This is a genomic window from Streptomyces sp. NPDC026394 (genome assembly GCF_055567735.1).
On sequence record NZ_JBVHPX010000016.1, the window covers coordinates 106316 to 124971 of the forward strand.

14 protein-coding genes are annotated in these 18656 nt (G+C 70.6%); 7 read left to right on the forward strand and 7 right to left on the reverse strand.

Annotation, left to right across the window (positions count from 1 at the left end):
- Positions 1 to 268: 268 nt before the first annotated feature.
- Positions 269 to 1270 (forward strand): ParB/RepB/Spo0J family partition protein, encoded by a 1002-nt coding sequence (locus tag ACZ4QV_RS30125; RefSeq protein ID WP_361591155.1) that lies wholly within the window; start codon positions 269 to 271, stop codon positions 1268 to 1270.
- A 376-nt stretch (positions 1271 to 1646) separates the two neighbouring features.
- On the opposite strand, the gene ACZ4QV_RS30130 is transcribed toward ACZ4QV_RS30125, so the two are convergent.
- Together ACZ4QV_RS30130 and ACZ4QV_RS30135 are read right to left on the reverse strand one after the other, a co-directional pair.
- Positions 1647 to 2348 (reverse strand): ABC transporter ATP-binding protein, encoded by a 702-nt coding sequence (locus tag ACZ4QV_RS30130; RefSeq protein ID WP_361160377.1) that lies wholly within the window; start codon positions 2346 to 2348, stop codon positions 1647 to 1649.
- A gap of 1048 nt (positions 2349 to 3396) precedes the next feature.
- Positions 3397 to 4317, reverse strand: a complete 921-nt coding sequence (locus ACZ4QV_RS30135) for a helix-turn-helix transcriptional regulator (RefSeq protein ID WP_467763653.1) — start codon at positions 4315 to 4317, stop codon at positions 3397 to 3399.
- A gap of 145 nt (positions 4318 to 4462) precedes the next feature.
- Between ACZ4QV_RS30135 and ACZ4QV_RS30140 the strand changes: the two genes are divergently transcribed.
- Positions 4463 to 5176 carry an aldo/keto reductase gene (locus tag ACZ4QV_RS30140; protein ID WP_467763654.1) on the forward strand — a complete coding sequence of 238 codons (714 nt, stop codon included), beginning with the start codon at positions 4463 to 4465 and terminating at the stop codon, positions 5174 to 5176.
- 131 nt (positions 5177 to 5307) lie between these two features.
- Here the strand turns inward: ACZ4QV_RS30140 and ACZ4QV_RS30145 are convergent, their stop codons facing one another.
- The gene (locus ACZ4QV_RS30145; protein WP_467763655.1) at positions 5308 to 5448 is read right to left on the reverse strand and encodes a hypothetical protein; all 141 of its coding nucleotides are present in this window, start codon (positions 5446 to 5448) and stop codon (positions 5308 to 5310) included.
- Between the two features lie 450 nt (positions 5449 to 5898).
- On the opposite strand from ACZ4QV_RS30145, the gene ACZ4QV_RS30150 reads away from it, so the two are divergent.
- From ACZ4QV_RS30150 to ACZ4QV_RS30165, 4 genes are all read left to right on the forward strand, one after another.
- Positions 5899 to 6465, forward strand: coding sequence for a hypothetical protein (locus ACZ4QV_RS30150; protein ID WP_361639415.1), 567 nt, complete (start codon positions 5899 to 5901; stop codon positions 6463 to 6465).
- Positions 6466 to 6694: 229 nt separating this feature from the next.
- Entirely contained in the window at positions 6695 to 7750 is a 1056-nt protein-coding gene (locus ACZ4QV_RS30155; RefSeq protein WP_361639418.1) for a TerC family protein, read from the forward strand.
- 383 nt (positions 7751 to 8133) lie between these two features.
- The gene (locus ACZ4QV_RS30160; protein WP_361160361.1) at positions 8134 to 8616 is read left to right on the forward strand and encodes an STAS domain-containing protein; all 483 of its coding nucleotides are present in this window, start codon (positions 8134 to 8136) and stop codon (positions 8614 to 8616) included.
- Positions 8617 to 9684: 1068 nt separating this feature from the next.
- Positions 9685 to 11040, forward strand: coding sequence for a hypothetical protein (locus ACZ4QV_RS30165; protein ID WP_467763656.1), 1356 nt, complete (start codon positions 9685 to 9687; stop codon positions 11038 to 11040).
- On the opposite strand, the gene ACZ4QV_RS30170 is transcribed toward ACZ4QV_RS30165, so the two are convergent.
- Together ACZ4QV_RS30170 and ACZ4QV_RS30175 are read right to left on the reverse strand one after the other, a co-directional pair.
- The gene (locus ACZ4QV_RS30170; protein ID WP_467763657.1) at positions 10973 to 11665 is read right to left on the reverse strand and encodes an alpha/beta hydrolase; all 693 of its coding nucleotides are present in this window, start codon (positions 11663 to 11665) and stop codon (positions 10973 to 10975) included. The genes ACZ4QV_RS30165 and ACZ4QV_RS30170 overlap by 68 nt on opposite strands.
- A gap of 247 nt (positions 11666 to 11912) precedes the next feature.
- Positions 11913 to 12620, reverse strand: a complete 708-nt coding sequence (locus tag ACZ4QV_RS30175) for a GAF and ANTAR domain-containing protein (protein ID WP_361591137.1) — start codon at positions 12618 to 12620, stop codon at positions 11913 to 11915.
- Positions 12621 to 13339: 719 nt separating this feature from the next.
- Here ACZ4QV_RS30175 and ACZ4QV_RS30180 point away from each other — a divergent pair.
- Positions 13340 to 14221: a glycoside hydrolase family 6 protein gene (locus ACZ4QV_RS30180; protein WP_467763658.1), complete on the forward strand. Its 882-nt coding sequence runs from the start codon at positions 13340 to 13342 to the stop codon at positions 14219 to 14221.
- 12 nt (positions 14222 to 14233) lie between these two features.
- Here ACZ4QV_RS30180 and glxA read toward each other — a convergent pair whose 3' ends face one another.
- Positions 14234 to 16159: a radical copper oxidase GlxA gene (gene glxA / locus ACZ4QV_RS30185; protein ID WP_467763659.1), complete on the reverse strand. Its 1926-nt coding sequence runs from the start codon at positions 16157 to 16159 to the stop codon at positions 14234 to 14236.
- 27 nt (positions 16160 to 16186) lie between these two features.
- A complete protein-coding gene (locus ACZ4QV_RS30190; protein WP_361639424.1) occupies positions 16187 to 18151 on the reverse strand; it encodes a glycosyltransferase family 2 protein in 1965 nt (654 codons plus the stop codon).
- Positions 18152 to 18656: the final 505 nt, after the last annotated feature.

Below are 18656 nucleotides of genomic sequence, written 5' to 3' on the forward strand. Positions count from 1 at the left end.
TACCGCGCATTGTCGTCAAGTACCTGGTGGTAATCGGCGAAAGGGTTATCGAGTTGATGACGGTTTTACTTCCTCGATGGCATGCAAGGCGTTCAACCCCGTGTCAGGTGACCTGAAAAAGCAGCGTGAGCGACCGTGAACTCGGGGGAGGTCCGGACGGCTCTCGAGGTATACCGCTACTGACCCGGGTACGCCTCAAGTTCCGTACACAAGGCCACTGTTGGCGTTTGGCTGCACATGATGATACGTAGTTGTCAGGGGAGCAGTGGTGAGTCTCGCACAGACAGTCGGAACAGCGGCCGGAGTCACCGGCCGGGGAGGCGGCGAGCCGGAGATTGTCTCGGTCCCGATCATCCAGGTCCTGCCCGGAGACTCACCCCGCCTGACAGGTGAGGACAAAGGGCATGTGCTGCGGCTGGCCGCGATAGAGGGCCCGCTGCCCCCCATACTGGTCGACCGCAGCACCATGTGCGTCATCGACGGCCTGCACCGCCTGATGGCCGCCTCCCTCAAGGGCCAGAAAGACATCGATGTCAGATTCTTCGACGGAAGCCGCGAAGAGGCTTTCCTCAAAAGCGTCGAGGCAAACGTCGAACACGGCCTCCCCCTGTCGCAGGCCGATCGCACGGCGGCAGCGCTGCGCATACTCAAGTCGCACCCCACCATGGCCGACCGGGCCATCGCCAAGTCGACCGGTCTGGGTGCCCGGACGGTCGCACAGCTGCGGCGTTCCTCCGACTCCGTACCGCAGTCGGACTTCCGCGTCGGACGGGACGGCAAGGTCCGCCCGCTGGACGGTGCGCAGGGCCGGTTGCGGGTGGCGGAGCTGATGCGGGACAACCCTGACGCCTCGCTGCGCCAAGTGGCCCGGTCGGCAGGGGTTTCACCGGCCACCGCGCTGGACGTACGGCGCCGGCTGGAACGTGGTGACCAGCCCGTCCCCAGCCAGCGGAGCCGCAGCAGGGGCGAGGCGGGACCTGCCAAGCCCGAGCCGGTGGACCCGCCCCCCGTACCGGCCGCCCCGCCGACCGCCGTCACACTCGACAAGCTCATGCGCGACCCGTCGCTGCGTCAGAGCGAGCTGGGCCGGCGGCTGCTGCGGATGTTCCGGGAGAACGTGCTGGGGGCCAGCGAGATGAACGACATCTGTGCCTCGGTGCCTTCGCACTGTATCGAGCTGATCGTGGAGCTGTCCCGGCGCAACTCGCAGATCTGGGACGGGTTCGCCCAGGAGCTGAACAGGCGCGCCCGCATCGTGAATCCGGACTGACCGGGCCCGACCGGGCCGCCTTGCCGAGGGCCCGACAGGCGCCGGCCGGAGGGCGGGAGCGGCCGCACCGTCACCGTGCGGCCGGTCCCGCCCTCCGGCGTTTCGGCACCGCCGCGGCGCAGCGGACAGGCGGGTGCCGACCGGCAACGGCCAGCGCAGGTCGCGTATCTCTCGTCGGCCGTGCGCCTCTCGCCGGTCACGTACCGCCGCTGCGGGCCGCCGCACGGATGCTCGTCGCCGGGTACGAGGAAGGCGTCCCGCGGCCGGTCACACCCGCGGCTGCCCGGCCGCGCCCCCGCCGACGGCGGAATGTTCCGGCTGGACGCTTCGCCGGCGCGGTTGACCACTCTCGGCCCGCCTTTTCGCGACACCCGGCTCATCGCGGAGAAAGGCGCAGGTCCGGCCCGGCCGAACGCTCGGCCCTGATGCGGTCGGCCACCCCGGCCGGGGTGCCGGAAGCCTTGATGCGGCCCTGGTCGATCAGTGCGATCCGGTCGCACAGCCGCACGGCCTCCTCCAGGAAACGGGTGACCATCAGGATGGTGAGCCCGCTGGCCCGCACGCTCTCGATCAGCTCCCAGGTGTCCTGCCGGGACCGCGGGTCCAGTTCGGTGGTCAGCTCGTCGAAGACGGCCACCTGCGGGTTGCCGATCAGGGGCAGCACGGTGGAGAGCTCCGCCACCCCGCCGGCCGCCTCGTCCGGCCCGGCCTCCGGGGCCAGGTCCAGCGCGGCCAGCAGGCGCCCCCAGTCCGCCGGATCGCGGTAGAAGGAGCTGTAGAGCGACAGCGCCTCGCCGAGGCGCATCCGCTCCGGCGAGCACCCGGCCCGCAGTTGGGCGTCCAGCTTCCGCGTCACCTCGGCCCGGTCCTGGTGGGGGTCGAGGCCGAGCACGTTGATGTCGCCGCCGTCCCGGTCCCGCAGCCCCTTGACGCATTCCACGATCGTGCTCTTCCCCGAACCGCTCGGGCCGAGAATCCCGAAGACCTCGCCTTCCTCGACGCTGAAGGACACATCGTCGACCGCTACGAGGTCGCCGTAGGACTTGCGGAGATGCTGCACCTCAATGACTGCGGACATGACGTATCCCTTCGCGGCCCTCATGGAATGTCGCATGGCTCGTGCGGCTCGTGCGGCTCGTGCAATCGCCCGGCCTGCGGTGGGGCGGTGTCGGCCGGGCACGGGAAACGTACGGTGCGTCTACTCGCGTCCGCTATCCCACTATGCCCCGTACCCGGTGGGGCCAGCCACACTCAATTGCCGGTCCCATAGGCCAGATATTCGCTCACCGAAAGAATCACGCCAAAGGATTGATATCTTACGCGAGCCGGCGAGTACTTCCAGCGCGGGGCGGGAAGGGATCCTGAATACGGCGCCTTGCGGCAAATCAAGTCTTCCGCGGCGAGTGTGCGCCCGCGACCGAAGTGCGACGCCGCCGACCGTCTTGTACGGACCGCGCAGACCCCGCACCGATAGGTCACGACTTGCCCGTTCACGCAGCACGCGAAGGGCGGAGCCCGGCGGGGCAGCGGCGCTGCCCATACGGGCCTGGCCACGGAAGCCCACCGCGCAAACTCCCGAGCGCGAAAGCTTGTCCGGCGAGGAGACACGCGATGGCTTCGTCCCGCCATGTCTGTCCTACTCCGACCGTGAAGCCACCCCGTACGGCGGAGGGAACCGGACCGATCCACACTCCGGCCCGGCGACGGCCGTCCTCAGAGGTGGACGACGTCGACCAGGAGGCCCTCGTGAACATCCCTTACGTACCTGGCCCCCGCCCGATGAGCCGGTCGCGGACATCCCTCGGGGCCTTCAACCGGACTGCTGCGTCGTCTGTGGAACGCCACGCACTTGGGGTGCTACCGGACAGGCCCGGCTGACCTGCTCAGGCTCGTGCCGAGCGGAACGCGGCTACTGGCCCAAGGAATAAGGCCATGGGAGAAAGTGGTGTCGGCTCCCACGTGCAGAAGCGCGGTCCATGTCGGTGCGAATGGATGGCCGAGGAGCCGCAGGGCTACGGCGACGAGGAGCAGGTGCCCAAGCCGGTCGGGGGTGGACACGGTGATCGAGTCGCCTGGCCCGACCAAGGGAAGCAACGCCGTCAGACCCTCGCGGGAACCGCGACGGATCAGAGCGGCCCGGGCTGAGGAGAATGGCGGGTGGGCTGTACCGCCCGAGAGTGCGTAGCTGCCCAACTTGCGAGGAGTTTGAGCCGGTCCTCGGACGCGGTGCCGGGTTCGGCAGTGTAGATGATCAGGTCGTGCACGGCTCGGCCCGGCAGGGGCAGGTCGAGGGACTGGAAGGTCAGTTCCAGGTGGCCGACGCTGGGGTGCTGGAGCCGTTTGACGCCGTCGTGGCGCATCAGGACGTCGGGCGCGGCCCATTGGCTGCGAAACTCCGGGCTGAGGGTGGACAGCTCGCCGACGAGATCGCGCAGTGCCCGGTCACGGGGCTCGCGCCCGACCTCGGCGCGCAGCAGGGCGGCGGTGGCGACACCGGCGGCGTCCCAGTCGACGAAGAAGTCATGTGCACCACGGTCGAGGAAGACGTAGCGGGCGATGTTGGGGCGGCCGCGCTCGTCGATGGTGACGCTGTCGAACATCGGCGCGAGCAAGGCCCGGGCCAAGGGGTTGCTGGCGACGATGTCCGTACGGCCGTTGCGTACGAACGCCGAGGACATCGTCATGGAGTCGAGCAGCCACTGGACCCGGAGCGGGACCTCGACGTCCCTGCGACGCGAGGGCGTGCGACTCCCGTGCCGCGATGACCGGGCCAGGTCGAACAGGTAGGTACGCTCGTCGCCGTCCAGTCGCAGGGCACGAGCGACCGCGTCAAGGACGTCTTCGGACACGCCACCGATGTGGCCCTTCTCCGACCGCGTGTACCACTCCCTGCTCACGCCGGCCAGGACGGCGACCTCCTCGCGCCGCAGCCCGGCGACCCGGCGTCGGGCGCTGGTCGGCAGTCCGGCCTGCGCCGGGGTGATCCTGGCGCGTCGGCTGGCAAGGAAGTCCCGGATCTCGCCGCGGTTTCCGGGTTGCTGGTCCATGTCATTGAGGGTAGCCGCTGGTCACGGCGCGAGGGGGGTGGTTATACCCCCCCACAGGCACGACCTTCTCCGGTCGTGGCGATCGCGGTCTCCTGGGGCTCGCTCGTTCCGACACGATCCCGAGAACGGACAACGGAGATGCGACATGACGAACAAGGCGCTGACTGTGCCGGCGGTGGCGTTGGGCACATGGGCCTGGGGAGACAGCGGCGAGGCAGGCGACGGCTACTTCGGCAGTCAGCTGAGCGAGTCCGGCCTGCGAGAGGTCGTCGAGAAGGCCCGGTCGAACGGGCTCACCTTGTGGGACACCGCCGTGGCGTACGGCATGGGCCGCTCGGAGACCGTCCTCGCCCAGGCACTGACGGGCCATCACCGCAGCGAGTACCAACTGTCGACGAAGTTCACTGTGGAGGCGGTCCAGAACCACTACAGCCTCCTGCACCGGAGCTCTGAGCGCGCGGGCATCCTCGACCACTGCCGCGAGCACGACGTGCAGTTCTTCTCCTGCATGGTCGTCGAACAAGGAGCGCTGACCGGCAGGTACACCCCGGCGAATCCTTTGCCGGAGGGGAGCAATCGGGCGGCCGTGTACAACGGCATCCTGCCCCAGCTTCAGTCGCTGACGGACCGGATGGGGGCGATCGGCAAGGACCGGGGCGCGTCCGCCGCCGATGTCGCCGCTGCCTGGGCCATCGCCAAGGGGACCACCCCGATCATCGGGGTCACGAAGGCGGGCCACATCGACGGGGTGGTCCGAGCTCACGGCATCGAGCTCGCGGACGAGGAGATCGCGGAATTGGAGGCGCTGGCGGATGCCGCAGACATCGACACGCGCGGCTGGTGGGAGCACGAAATGTAGCAGTGGTCGGAACCGAAGAAGGGACCGCGTCCACTGTCCCGGTTTTCCTTCACCGGCATGGGTGGCCCGGCGCCGACCTCCTGCAACGCCACCACCGCGTGGTTCGCGGCCAGCGGCTCGATCTCCGACCGTCAGGTCTGGCCGTTGTCGGAGACGTGCATGTTGTACGTGGCGAACGACGAGGTGCCGTCGTTGTTCACGGCCTGCGCCGCAGGGGCGGCCACCGTCACGTTCGTGGCCAGTGCCGCCAGCCCGGCCAGGACGGCGACCACGGCGGCGGCACATCGCCGTAACGGGACCCGCGTCGTCAGACGGAGGTGTCTCGTCAGTGCTCTGTCCTCTCCCGTCGGCCCCGTGCCAAGCGGCCTGGAGCGCTGTCAACGCCGTCTCCGCAGCACGGCGGCGAGCACATCGGTCAACGGTATGAGCGCTCCTTCCGGTCGGTGCCTGCAGTGACCGATGGGCCGGCCGGACGGCCGGCGACCACAGGCATCAAGCGGCAAAAGCCCTTATGCGTAAAGGGAGTTCTCGGACTTCCAGCCATTCCCGCATCCCGCGGCGTCGGCGAGCACCCCGGTATCCGCTCACGCATCATCGTGAGGCTGACGCGGCGAGCGTCCTTCCTGCGGCTGACACTGCTCGGTACGGTGTCCGTCGCTCGGGGGAGCAGTCCGGCCCCCGAGGCTGATTCCTGGTGGTGCCTGCTTCATGAAAATCGAGCCATGAAGCTGAAGATCGTTCACGCGCCCCCGTCCGTCAGTGACACCGAGCGGCCCGCCCCACGCTGGGCCGTGCGGCTGGCCTACGCGCTTCCGCTGCTCCTGCTGCCGTCGTGCCTGTGGCGGCTGCCCTTCGCCCTGCACTTCGACATGGGGCAGGTCCAGGATCTCGCCATGCCGCCCTACTGGGTGAGCATCCCGTACGTCCTCACGCTCAGCGTGTTGTCGGAAGCGATCGCGCTCTTGACCACCGGCCTGGTCCGGGGCTGGGGAGAGGTGGCACCCGCCTGGATTCCGGTCATCGGTGGCAGACGCATCCGGCCGATGGCCGCCGCCGTGCCCGCCGTCCTCGGCGGCCTGATCCTCACCGTGCTGTTCACCGACGTCCCGATCGGCGACGGTCGCTGGCTCACCCTGTACGGCATCGTGGAGTCCGTCGGATACGCCAACGGCACCTGGCATGCGCTTGCGACGGTCTGCGTCACCCCGATCGCCGCGTGGGGACCCATCACCATCGCTCTCGGCGTCGCCTACTATCGCCGCCGAACCACGCCGTCGCCGGGTGAGTAGCAGTTGTCGCCGTGGAGTTTCGCGGGCAGTCGGCGCCGGGGCGGGACGGACGGAAGCGGATGGGCGGGGGACCCCCCACCAGCAGGCGTTGCCGGAATCCACCTCCCGGCGCCAGCGGACGGTGGGAAGAGCGGGGTGTGCCGACCATGTGCGGGCGACAAGCTGGGGTCGGTGGGCCAGACTTTTCTTGTAGAGCCAGGTTTTCAACCTGTTGCGTGAGGGGTTCCCCGTGCTCGATGTGCCGATCTGGCTGTGGGTGGCGTTCGTCGTCACCGTGATCGTGTCGCTGGCCGTGGACCTGCTGGCGCACCGGGAGGCGCATGTCATCGGGTTTCGGGAGGCCGCTGCCTGGAGCGGGGTGTGGGTCGGTCTCGCCGTCGTCTTCGGCGCCGTCGTCTTCCTGGTGCTCGGTGCGGCGCCGGGTGTGGAGTACACGACCGCGTGGCTGCTGGAGAAGAGCCTCTCGGTCGACAATCTGTTCGTCTTCGCGCTGATCTTTGCCTATTTCCGGGTGCCGCGTGCTTATCAGCACCGTGTGCTGTTCTTCGGCGTCATGGGCGCGCTGGTGTTCCGAGGTGTCTTCCTGGCCGCCGGCGTGGCTGTGGTCAGCCGGTTCACCGCGGTGCTGTTCGCCTTCGCGGCCATCCTCTTCTACAGCACCTACAAGATTCTCAAGGGGGAGGAGGAGAGCTTCGACCCGGGCCGGAGCGTTGCCGTGCGGCTGCTGCGCAAGGTTGTTCCGGTTCGGGACGAGTACGCCGGGATGAAGTTCTTCGTCAAGGAGGCCGGCAAGCGGATCGCCACCCCGTTGCTCGCGGTCGTCGCCGCGATCGAGGCGGCCGACCTGGTCTTCGCCGTGGACAGCGTGCCCGCCGTCCTCGCGGTCAGCGATGACGCCTTCATCGTCTACACCAGCAACGCGTTCGCCATCCTCGGCCTGCGCGCCTTGTACTTCCTGCTCGCCGGGCTGCTGGACCGGTTCCGCTACCTCAGCAAGGGGCTGGCGCTCATTCTCGCCTTCATCGGAGTGAAGCTGGTCCTCCAGGCGTCCCACAAGCTGTTCAGCCCCAGCATTCCGGAGATCCCGTCTTCGGTCAGCCTGGTGGTCATCGTCGTCGTCCTGGCGGTGGCCGTCGTCTTGAGCGTGAGACTCCCGGACCCGGCCGACCGGCACGGTGCCGCCGCAGGGGCGGCGGAGGGAAGCTCCTCGGGGCAGGGGCAGGGGCAGGGGCAGGGGCAGGGGCAGGGGATACGGAAACCAGGAGACCCGCCACGGGGTGGCTGACCCACCGACGTCCGGCGTGCGGTTTCCGAAGCCTGCCGCGCCAGGTGGTGTCCCCACCGAGTCAGATGCGGGGTTTGTCCCAAGCGCCCCATTTCCCTCTTTTTGGAAAATCTCTACCAAGTAAGGGCAAAGAGGGCTACCGTTGTCCTATGAACAGAGACGAGCGTGCGACGAGACCGCAGGCCGGATACATCTGTCATGTCTGTCATCACTCCGTGCCCGCGGTGCTCACGCGATACAAGACGATGGGCATTTGCGTCCCCGTCTGGAAGCCGGGCCCCTGCCGCAACCCGGACTGCCCGGAGCGCACGCAACGGGCACAGCGCCCGGCGCCCGGCGGGGCGACTGCGTAGCGCCTCCGCGGACGCGTGCCGACCGGGGCCATGACGCACGGCAAGCCATGGCTCCTGGCAGAAACCGGCCGCGCGGTCGGTACGGCCGTGCCGGAAGCGGTGCCCGTCGGACGCGGTGCGGCCAGGTCACCGCGTTACCCGCCGCGCGAGCGCACGCACCAGGAGGTCGCCATGACAACCGGGGCCAGCTCCATCCCGATGCCCACGCCACCAGTGACCGTGACCAGCGTCGATGATCGCCGAGTCGTGCTCACCTTCCGTGGCGAGCTGCACGCCGGTACCCTCCGCGCGCTCGAAACCCGGTTCGCCGATCCGCGTCTGAGCGAAGCCGATGCCTGGGTGCTGGAGATGCATGAGCTGGCGCACATCGACCTGGCCTGTGCGTACGCTCTTCTGCGCGCCCTCTCCCGGCGCCCCGACGGCGCCTCGCTCACTCTCCGTGGCGCGCGCCGCACCGTGGCGCGGACCCTGCGCCACGCCGGAATCGACGCGATCGGCGTGGTAGAGGAGTGACACCGGCGCGCCCCGTCGTCACCCACGGCGCCCGCGGCCGAGGGCTTGGCTATCGATCTCCGATGGGGGGGCGGTGGCCTGGCCAAGGTGAAGAACACACCCTCGCCCGCTGATCACCAGTAGTGCATGAGGGCCCGCTGCGGAACAGTCGTCGCCGTTCTCGCGGTACTGCTCGGGACATTCGTGTCTGATGAGTTCTTCGCCCTTCCGTATTTCGTCAGGGCATTGGTGGTTCTGCTGGAAGGCCGGTACGGCTGTATGTCTCCGGCGAGGCGAGTGACGCTCTTGTGGCGCTGCGGTGCCTGAGTACGGGGACGCCGCCGGGTCGGGATCCAGTCGGTCGCTCACCATGACGATGCAGGAGCGCTGGTTCTCCGTACCGAGCCACGCGGCGAACACTGGGACACGCCGGAAGCGCCACCGGTGACAGCTCTTCGGGGCGCCGAACGCGTCGAGAAGGACCGGTGCGGCCTGAGAACCGGCTGCAAAGACAATCGCGGGCAGGGGCGGCTCACGGTCACGCGCCCGGCGTCGGTCGCCACCGTGCAGACGCTTGCTCTCCGTGACCGCGCCACGCGTCGAAACAGCGCCCACAGCTCGTCTGAAAGTACATGCCGACGGCTGTCTGCTGATGCCACGGCTGTTCGTTGCCTTTAACGTTCCCCTGTGAGCTGTTCCCGTTTTCCTGTCGCGCTCGATTTCCGTCCGGCTCCGGAAGAGCTTCCCTTCCTCCTGCCGGGGCGCGAGACAACGAGGAAGGCAGTCGACCGGGTTCCGTCCTCCTCCGGGTGGCACGACGTGCGCCTACGTTTGCGGCTTCCGGAACCAGGCGAAACGGTTGCCCGTACCGGGAATCGAAGTGCCCTGCCCGCCCCGGGGGGCCGCCACACGTGCGCGGTGGATGCGCCGCGCCTCGCTCAGCCCTTGTAGACGATGACGACCAGACGCCCCGGCGCCGCAGCCGTCCCGCACCGGCCGGACACCACAGAACCCCCCGGGCTTTCGCGGCTCCATCGGCGCGCGCACCACGCCCTGCTTGCCGTGTGCGCCGCGTTCGTCGTCCTCCCCTTGGCTTTCCTCCCTCTGACGCTGCCGCTCGGCTGGGACGAGATCGTCTACGCGAGCCGCTTCGCACCGTACGCCCACGGCCTCGATGTCCCTTTCGAAGCGCCGCGCACCCGTGGCGTCCCCGTCCTGATCGCCCCGGTGGCCGTGTGGTCGGACTCCCTGCCGCTGTTGCGGGGCTGGCTGAGCGTGCTCGCGGGTATTGCGCTGTACGCGGGGTTCCGGCCATGGCTGCGAGGGTTCACCGCCGCCCCGGCCGTCGTGCCGTTGGCTGCCGCCGCGTACGGCAGCCTCTGGTTCGCGCTGTTCTACACCCCGTCGGCGATGCCGAACCACTACACGGCGATGGGCGCCACGGCGGCGGTGGGCTGCTTCACCCGCTATGCGGGCGGCGAGCGCGCAAACAGGTTGCTGTACGGCCTCGCCCTCGGTCTGGCTTCGGTCACGCTGATGCGCCCCAATGACACGGTGTGGATCGTGGGCCCGATGCTGCTCGCCTTGCTCGTGCACCGCCTTGGGCGCGCATGCGTCGCGCCTCTCGCAGCGATGGCCGTGGGCGTGTCCGCGGCGATACTTCCCTGGGTGGTCGAGTCGGTCACGCGCTTCGGCGGCATCGGCGAGCGTCTCGCCCTGGCCACCGACCAGCAGGGCGGCGTACGACCGCAGTTCAACCTTCCGGCCGTGGTCGCCTCCTTGGACGGCCCACTGCTGTGCCGCCCTTGCGCGGGCGGCAACCTCTCCCTGCCCGCCTCCCTGTGGTGGTGGGCGCTGCCGTTCCTGTCCGGCGCGGGTCTGCTGCTCGCCGGCCGCTCACTGCCCGCTCAGCGCGCCGGACTCCGGCTCGCGACAGCGGTCGCGACGTCCTCGGCACTCACCTATGTCTTATTGATCGACTACGCGGCGCCCCGGTTCCTGCTCATCTCGTACGCCCTGCTGATGCTCCCCGCGGCGGTGGCGTTGCGTGCGCTGTGGCAGGCGGCCCGTGCGCACAGCCGTCTCGGCGTCGTCGCACTCGGTGCCGCGCTGTGTGCCCACTTGGCCACCCAGCTCGTCCTCGTGCACCGTAACGCGGTCATCCAGTCCGCGGCGCGCCAGGACTGGACCCGTATCACGGCGGTGTTGCGTGCGGAGGGCGTCGGGCCCGACTGCGTTCTCGGCGGCAACAGTTCGGTCGTCCCCATCGCGTACACGGCCCGCTGCCACCCCGCCACCCCAGACCCGCACCGCACCCCGGACGCCCTCGTACTCCGCGGTACCACCATCCCGCCCCCTCCGCGACGGAACTGGCGAGTCATTCCGGTCCCCGACACGTACAACGACTGGCACATCGCGGTGCCGGCCATACGGACGGACAGGTGACTCCCACTGTCCGAGGCAAGCGGTACGGCACTGTCCCGGTCCGGTCACGGCTGCCGCGCCCACTGCGTCGGTACTGCCTGTGTCCCGTCGGTGGCGACGGCGCCGGCGTTGCCCGCCCGCCGCGACTTGCCAGCACCTCCACCCGCAGTTCGACGAGTTCGGCGACGGATCGGCTGACTCTCCGGGAAGCGGGGAACCGCCGCTGTACGAAGCACCGAAGCGTCGCCCGGTCACCGCGCTCCGCGGCAGCCGCCACGGCGAGCACCAACTGCTGAACGCTGTCGACCGGCGGGACATCCAACGCCGTCGGACGCAGCAGACCGGCACGCCGGAACCGGCCTGAGCGCTCGGCCACCAGCCGTACGGCCACACCGGCGCCCATGGACAGCCCGAACACCTGGCGCGCATCGGTGTGGTCCGCCACGGCCGCCAGGTCCGCCGCGAACCCGGCGTACCCGTTGATCGCCTCCCGGCCGCATGCCGACCGGCCGTGCCCACGGAACGAACCGCGCGGCACGGCCCGCGAGGTTCGCGGCGCGCGCGTTCCGGTCAGCCTCCGCGTCGAGCCACAGTGCGGCGGGGCCCTCGGCGCATGCCATGGCGGACCCGCCCGGCACCCGGTCACCGCCCGGTGTCCGGGCTTCAGGCGCCGGTAACGGTCGCGCGCCGCTCACCGCGTCGGCACGACAGTTGGGTAGGGGGCCGGCGCCATGGTCGCCGGTCCCCGGCGTACCGACCGCTTCCGGGGGCTGGGGGAGCGGCTGATGCGAGTATCGCCGCTGGCCGTGTCGGTGGCCTACCCTCCTACCGGACGCGCGCCCTCCCCGCCCCCGGGTAGAGGGCACCGGCCGGGACGCGTGCTCGGTTGCGGGTCAGGAGTCCGGTTCGGGCCGGGGGAAGGGGCCGCGGTCGGCGGGCCCGAAGACGACCTGGTACGCCACCTCGTTGAGCTTCCGCCGGTGGGCTCGGGCATAGGCGCGCAGCCGGGCGAATGCCTCCTGCGGGGGTAGGCGCAGGCGCTCGGCCAGCAGGCCCTTGGCCTGTTCGATGATGACGCGGGAGTCCAGGGCCGTTTGAAGCTGGGCGTTGTGTTCCCGTACCCGGGCGAGTTCCTGTTCGCGGGCCAGGGCCCAGGCGGTGGTCTCGGCCAGTAACTGGCACGCGCCGATGTAGGCCGCTTCCAGGCGGCGGTGCTGGTGGAAGAGGTTGAGGGCTCCCAGCAGCCGGTCGGGGTGCTGCAACGGGACGGCAGTGGCGGCGGTGAAGCCTTCCGCCAGCGCCTGCGGGGCGAAGCGCGGCCAGCGTGCCTGGCTGCGCGGGTCGGCCAGTCGCACGTCGGCCAGCAGGGCGCCGGTGCGGCACACGTCCCGGCACGGGCCTTCGGCCAGGTCGACCTGGAGCCGCTCAAGGCGGGCGGCGGCCGGGCCGGTGGCGATAACCTCCTGGCGCAGCCGCGGCCCGTCGGCCAGCAGGAGGCCGCTGGCCTGGACGCCGGGCAGGTGCAGGCAGTACTCGGCCAGCCGCCGTGCCGGCGCGACAGTCTGGTTCGGGTGGTGGCAGGCGGCGCCGGGCTCCGGCAAGTCGCCGGAAGGTGCAGAATCTGATCCGGTCTCGGACATGGCGTAACACACCCATTTCAGCGACCCGGGGGCCGCAGCCGACGGGCACGAACCCGTCACGGGTGCCCCAAAACCGGCCGCCTACCCGCGGCTACGGGAGCGAGCCCGCCGCTGCGCGCCCCCTTGGTCCGCCCTTTCACTCCGGCACATCCTCACCGGGGCCAGGGCACGACCGAGCTGTCCATCAGTTGCCGTCAGGGCCCGCCGGCCCGGAACCGTTCTACCCGGCGGCTGACATCCGTCCCCGTCGGCGAGACCTTGGGAGCGTACGGTGCGGAGATCGAAGCCGTACTGAAGTTCTCGCGCTGCTCCGGTGAGGCGTCACAGCGTATTGCCTCGCCGACGACGCGTACGGCGGGGCTGCTGCCGTCGTAGGCGCCTGGGCCGATAGCCATTTGTCCGTGTGATTGCCCCGCTGCGGAGACTCTACGCAGTGCGCCCGTCCCGTGTGCCCGGCCGTTCGGTCTAGGCGGGACTGCCGTGTGCAGTGGTCTCCGCGAAGGTGTGTCTGAAAGGACGAGGGCAGTTCCGGACGGAGGCACGGCGGCGATATGGGCAGGTGGAGCAGGAGGCAGTGGCGGGGCGCGGTCTGGTTGCCGGCCGTGATGGTGTTGTTGACGTGCGTCGGGTGGAGCAGCGCCCCCGGCCTGCCACCGGCGCCTTGGCAGGGGGGCCTGTGGGTGGATCCGGACAGCTCCGCGCACCGGGCGCTGGACGGCCACTCGGGCGGTGACGAGGAGGAGCGGGCCGTACTGCGCCGGCTCGCCGCGCAGCCGACCGCGGTCTGGCTGACGCAGAGTGATCCGTTGCCACGGGCCCGGGAGGTCACCGTGGCGGCGGAGGCCGTCGGACGGGTGCCGGTGCTGGTGGCCTATCACATCCCGGGCAGGGACTGCGGCCAGTACTCCGCCGGCGGTGCCTCGGACGCGGACGGCTACCGCCAGTGGGTCGCCCGCCTGGCGGAGGGCCTGGAGGACCGGCGGGCCGTCGTGATCCTGGAGCCCGACGCCGTGGCGCAGGCCCTGACCGGCTGCCCGCGTACGGAGCTGCGGCAGCGCCTGCTCGCCGAGGCGGTGCGCACGCTCAAACGCCGGCCCGGGGCGCGGGTCTATCTGGACGCGGGCAACCCTGGTTGGGTCCCCGACACGGGGCGGCTGGCTGCCGCTCTCGCCGCCGCGGGCGGGGTGCGGGCCGATGGATTCGCCCTCAACGTCGCCAGCTTCCACACCACGGAGGCCACCCTCGCGTACGGCGAACAGATCTCCGAGGCGCTGGGCGGGGCGCACTTCGTGATCGACACCAGCCGTAACGGCAACGGCCCGCCGCCCGCGGTGCCCGGCGCGAAGCCGGCCGGCGGCGAGGAGTGGTGCAATCCGCCGGGGCGGGCGCTGGGGCGCCTGCCCACCGCCTCCACCGGGCACCCCCGGCTGGACGCGTACCTGTGGATCAAGGTTCCGGGCGAGTCGGACGGCACCTGCCGGGGCGGGCCGCCGGCGGGGCGGTGGTGGACGGCCTACGCCGTGGGGCTGGCCCGGGACGAGCTGGGGCGGGAGCGGCGGTAGCCCGTACGTCCCTCATGTCACCTGCACCCACCGGGCCGGCGACGGGGTGCCGCGGGCGTCGCTGACGGTGAGCATGTACCAGCCGCGTGGCACCAGGCCCGGGGACTTGGGCACCGTGACGCGCAGCCGGGTGCCGTGCTGGGCGATGTCCAGGGCGATGGAGCGCTGTTCGATGTCCGTGGTGTGGGTGACCGCGCTGGGACGCATCAGCCGGGCCCCGCGCACGGTGCCGGCCGCCTCCAGCGTGAACGTGGCGGCGGCACCGCGCGCGATGCGGGACGGGCCGGCCAGCACACGGGGCCGGGAAGGGCGGTAGAGGTAGGGCGGCGAATAGACCTCGATGCGTTGTTCGAAGGAGCCGTCCTGGGTGTTGGCCTCGTCGGCGAAGAGGGGGTCGGAGCCGAAGGTGGCGATCCGCCCGTCGGGCAGCAGCAGGGCCTCGGCGTGGTAGTTGCGGCCCACGCCGGGCTCGGCGGCAGGACGGAAGACGTCGTGCACCGGGTCGTAGAACTGGGCGACCAGATGGTCGCTGGTCCCCTTGCCGCGGTAGTCGCTCGACCCGCCGGTGGTGAAGACACGGTCGTCGGGGGTGAGGACCGCGTTCAGGTAGCGGGTGCCGCGGCCCAGATCCGGACCCCGGCGGTAGTGGGGCGAGGGCCGCGTCAGGTCGGCGATGGCGGTACGCCCGGTCGCCCGCGGCGACTCGCCGACGCCGCCTCCGCCCAGGATCATGACCCGCTGCTGCTGGGCGGGCGGCAGGAGTACGGAGGCAGAGGTCTCGGTCAGGTCGGCCTCGTCCAGTCCGGGCACGGGCTGGAAGGTGTTGCTGCGTACGTCCCACAGGCCCGGCCTGCGGCCGCGGTCGGCGGGGCCGTAGCCGGAGCTGGAGCCGGAGTAGAACAGCTTGCCGTCGGCCGTCAGGAACAGGGCCGGGTAGGTGGGGAAGTAGCGGTTGGGCCCGGGCGACCAGGTGCGGGTGGCGGGGCGGTAGATCTCGTTCCTGCCGGGGATGATCTGGCCCATGTCGTCCAGGCCGGAGGCGGCCAGTACCGTGCCGTCCGCCAAGGTGGCCAGACTCGGGTACCAGCGGGCTTCGGCCATGGGGGCGGTCGGTACGTAACGCTCGGCGACCGGGTCGAATTCGTAGGCTTCCCGGATGCCCTGGAAGTCTTTCTTGTCCAGAGCGAGTTTGCTGGCCGTGCCGTAGTGGTTACGGGCGTCGGCGCCGCTGAGCCCGTCGATGGTGTACCGGGCCGCGGTGTGCGTGGCGCCCTCGGGGCCGGGGCGGTCGGCTTCCACGTACACCGCGGCCCGGCTGGCGGTGACCCGGACCCGCCGGCCCCCGTCGAGGGTGACCTTCCGCGCCCGGGGCACCAGGACGGCGCTCTGGGAGCGGTAGGTCTTGCCGGCCGGGGAGCGGAAGACGGTGCCTTTGGGGAGCGTTTTCGGGGCGTCGGGGTACTCATTGGTGACGATCATGGTGCCGCCGGCGCGGTGAACGTCGCCTTCGAGCTTCTCGTAACGGGCGGTGCCCCCGGCCACCAGCAGCCGTCCGCCGGGCAGCTGGGCGTGCCCGCCGCAGAACAGGTCCTTGGGTGTGGGCACCTCCGCGAAGGTGTTCCCGGCCGGGTCCCACAACACGCTGCGGAAGGTGCCGGCGGCGAACTGCTTCTCGTCGTTGCCGGAACCGGCGATCAGCAGCACCTTGCCGGTGTGCAGCAGCGCGGCGTGGATGGCGTTGACGCGCCACCGCTCGGGGACCTCCACGGTCTCCCAGCGCCCGTGGTCGGCCAGATACTCCGGCCGGCTGATCGCGTACTGGTGGTAGGCCCGGGTGGCGATGCCGTGGACGGCCGGGGCGTTCAGTCCCGCCAGGGTCAGCAGGGCGGCCGCCCCGATGACCGTTTTACGGGTGCGGGCGCTGGGGCGGTACGGCACGAAGGTCCCTTTCTCGGCTGCGCGGAGTTACGACGCGGTGGGCAGGCCCCGGCCGGTGGTGACGGGGGTTCCCGCGCCGGTGGTGACGGGTTCGTCTGAACCGGTGGTCACGGGTGTGCCCGGGCCGGTGATGACGGGTGTGCCAGGGCCGACGGCGACGGCTGTGTCCGGGCCCTGCGCGGCCGTGAGCCGGGGGCGGGCGAAGCGGACGCGGGCGGATCGGGTGCGCCGGCTCCAGCGCCACAGCACCGGCGGGGCCAGGGCGATGGCCAGCGCCATCAGGGCCCAGACACACATGGCCACCTGGGTGTGGCCGAGCAGCGGAGCGGCCAGCAGGCAGCCGGCGAACAGGGCGGCCCACGCCAGGTGGGTGGCGAAGGTGCGCCACGTGTCGGGGCTCGCGGTGTCCCCCTTGGCGGTGACCACGAACCCGGCCTTGCGGCGCAGCACCGCCGCGGCCAGCGACCGCGCGTACAGAGGAGCGGACAGCGCCGAGAGCGCCATGCCGACCGCGCCGGAGGAGCCCTGGGGCTCGTGCGGGCTGACATTGTGGCGGCGGTTCCACAGATACAGGCCGATCTGCAAGGCGGCCGCGTCGCTGTAGAGCATGAGCCACACCTGCGACTCGATGTGGATGCCCGAGGCGCCCAGTCCCAGGAACAGCAGGCAGGACAGGCCGCCCAGCATCCAGTTGACGGCCGTCAGCGGGTAGTAGGCGATCATGAGGGCGTAGTTGAGGATCCGCCCGGGCGGGAGGCTGAACACGGCGCGCGGGAACTGGCGGCCCAGGGTCTCGTAGGTGCCCCGGCTCCAGCGCAGCTGCTGGTTGAAGAAGTCGCTCCAGGCCGCGGGGCCCTCGCCGACCGCCAGGACGTCCGGGGTGTAGACCGAACGCCAGCGGTGCCCGGTGGCCGGGTTGCGGTGCCGGTGTATCTCCATTCCGGTGGCCATGTCCTCGGTTATCGAGTCGTACAGGCCGCCGACCTGCTTGAGTGCGCTGATGCGTATGCAGTTGTTGGTGCCGACGAACATGGGGGCGCGGTAGGCGTTGCCCGCCCGTTGGATCAGGGCGTGGAAAAGGAACTGCTGGCTTTCGCAGGCGCGGGCGAGGGCGCTTTCGCAGTTGCCGTAGACCTGGGGTCCGACGACGAAAGCGACATCCGGATCACGGAAGTAGCCGAGCATGCGCTCCAGGAACTCGGGCAGCGGTACGTGGTCGGTGTCGACTCCGGCCATGAATTCGTAGGCGTGACCGTGCTGGTCCAGCCAGGCGTTGTAATTGCCGTGCTTGGTGCGGGCGCGGAACGGTCCCGACGGCTGGTTCCAGTTCCTGACGTTCTTCCGGGAGAAGTGCCGCACCCCCAGTTCGCGGCACAGCTTCCGCGCCTCGCGCGAGTTGCCCTCGTCCAGCAGCCATACGTCCACCCGCCCCTCGTGGCGTACCGCCCGCGCTCCCCGCAGCGTGGCCCGCACCATGGCCAGAGGTTCTTTTCCGGGTACGAAGCTGGTCAGCAGGGCCACCCGGCTGCCGGGGCGGGGCGCCACCGGGACCGGGTCACGGGCCATCAAGGTGGCGTGCGCGTTGGACGCCACGTTGACCAGTCGGAAGGTCTCCAACAGCCCCAGGGATATGAGCATGACCAGGTCGGCGCCGCGCTCCCAGGCGCTCACGCCAGGCCGGTGCACCCAGTGCTGCGGTTGCATCAGCCACACGAGCAGCCCCAAAGAGACCAGTGGCGCGCCAGCCAGCAGCAGCGCGGTGCCGATCCGATGCCGCCCCGAACCCAGCAGGCTGCGGTAGCGCACCCGGTAGACGTCGCCGTCCGCACCGGGCTCCGGGTCGGTCAGCGGCCCGGCCAGTCGGCTGAAGCGCGGGTAGTCGTACGGTCCCTCCGCGGGCTCGCCCGGACCCGCGGGCGCCGCGGCCGGAGCCGGAAGGGCTGGACGGCGGCGCTGTGAGCGCCGGCGGAAGCTGTGCTGCGTCGTGGACATGGGACGGTCCCCGCATGCTTGGTCTGCCGCCTCACGGCAGACAGATAGGGCAATCAGGGAAAAAGGTACCGCGGGTTTGTGCGGGGGGCCTCTCGGAAGCCGCCATGGTCTCTTCGGGGGACAGAGCGTGCGGGTACCTCATATGGCCTGCTGCGGACGGCTGTGCCGACGGCCCGAGCGCTCCGACCGGCGGGCGTCCGTGCCACGGCCGGACGGGGGCCGGGGACCTCCGACCGGTGACGGGAACTGACGACCTATGCGGCATATACGCAGCGCGGACAGCGGCTGACGAGTTGGTGCGTGAGAGGGAGCGGGACGTGCTTGGCCGGGCGTGTACTGGTCTCAGACGGTGATGCTGCGATCAGGGGCCAGGCCGGCGACGGCGCGGCAGGTGTCGGGCAGCCGGTCGTGGTGGCCTTCCCCGTGTTCCGTTTCTTCTGGCCCGACACGAACGCCCGCCTGCCCCCTCGGCCGGCAGCGGGCCGGCGGACCTGCACCTCGGTGG

What these genes read in the sequence shown, in the direction of transcription:
- ACZ4QV_RS30130 (WP_361160377.1), bottom strand. Translation starts at nt 2,348, where the DNA reads ATGTCCGCAGTCATTGAGGTGCAGCATCTCCGCAAGTCCTACGGCGAC.
- ACZ4QV_RS30135 (WP_467763653.1), bottom strand. Translation starts at nt 4,317, where the DNA reads ATGGACCAGCAACCCGGAAACCGCGGCGAGATCCGGGACTTCCTTGCC.
- ACZ4QV_RS30140 (WP_467763654.1), top strand. Translation starts at nt 4,463, where the DNA reads ATGACGAACAAGGCGCTGACTGTGCCGGCGGTGGCGTTGGGCACATGG.
- ACZ4QV_RS30150 (WP_361639415.1), top strand. Translation starts at nt 5,899, where the DNA reads ATGAAGCTGAAGATCGTTCACGCGCCCCCGTCCGTCAGTGACACCGAG.
- ACZ4QV_RS30160 (WP_361160361.1), top strand. Translation starts at nt 8,134, where the DNA reads ATGACGCACGGCAAGCCATGGCTCCTGGCAGAAACCGGCCGCGCGGTC.
- ACZ4QV_RS30190 (WP_361639424.1), bottom strand. Translation starts at nt 18,151, where the DNA reads ATGTCCACGACGCAGCACAGCTTCCGCCGGCGCTCACAGCGCCGCCGT.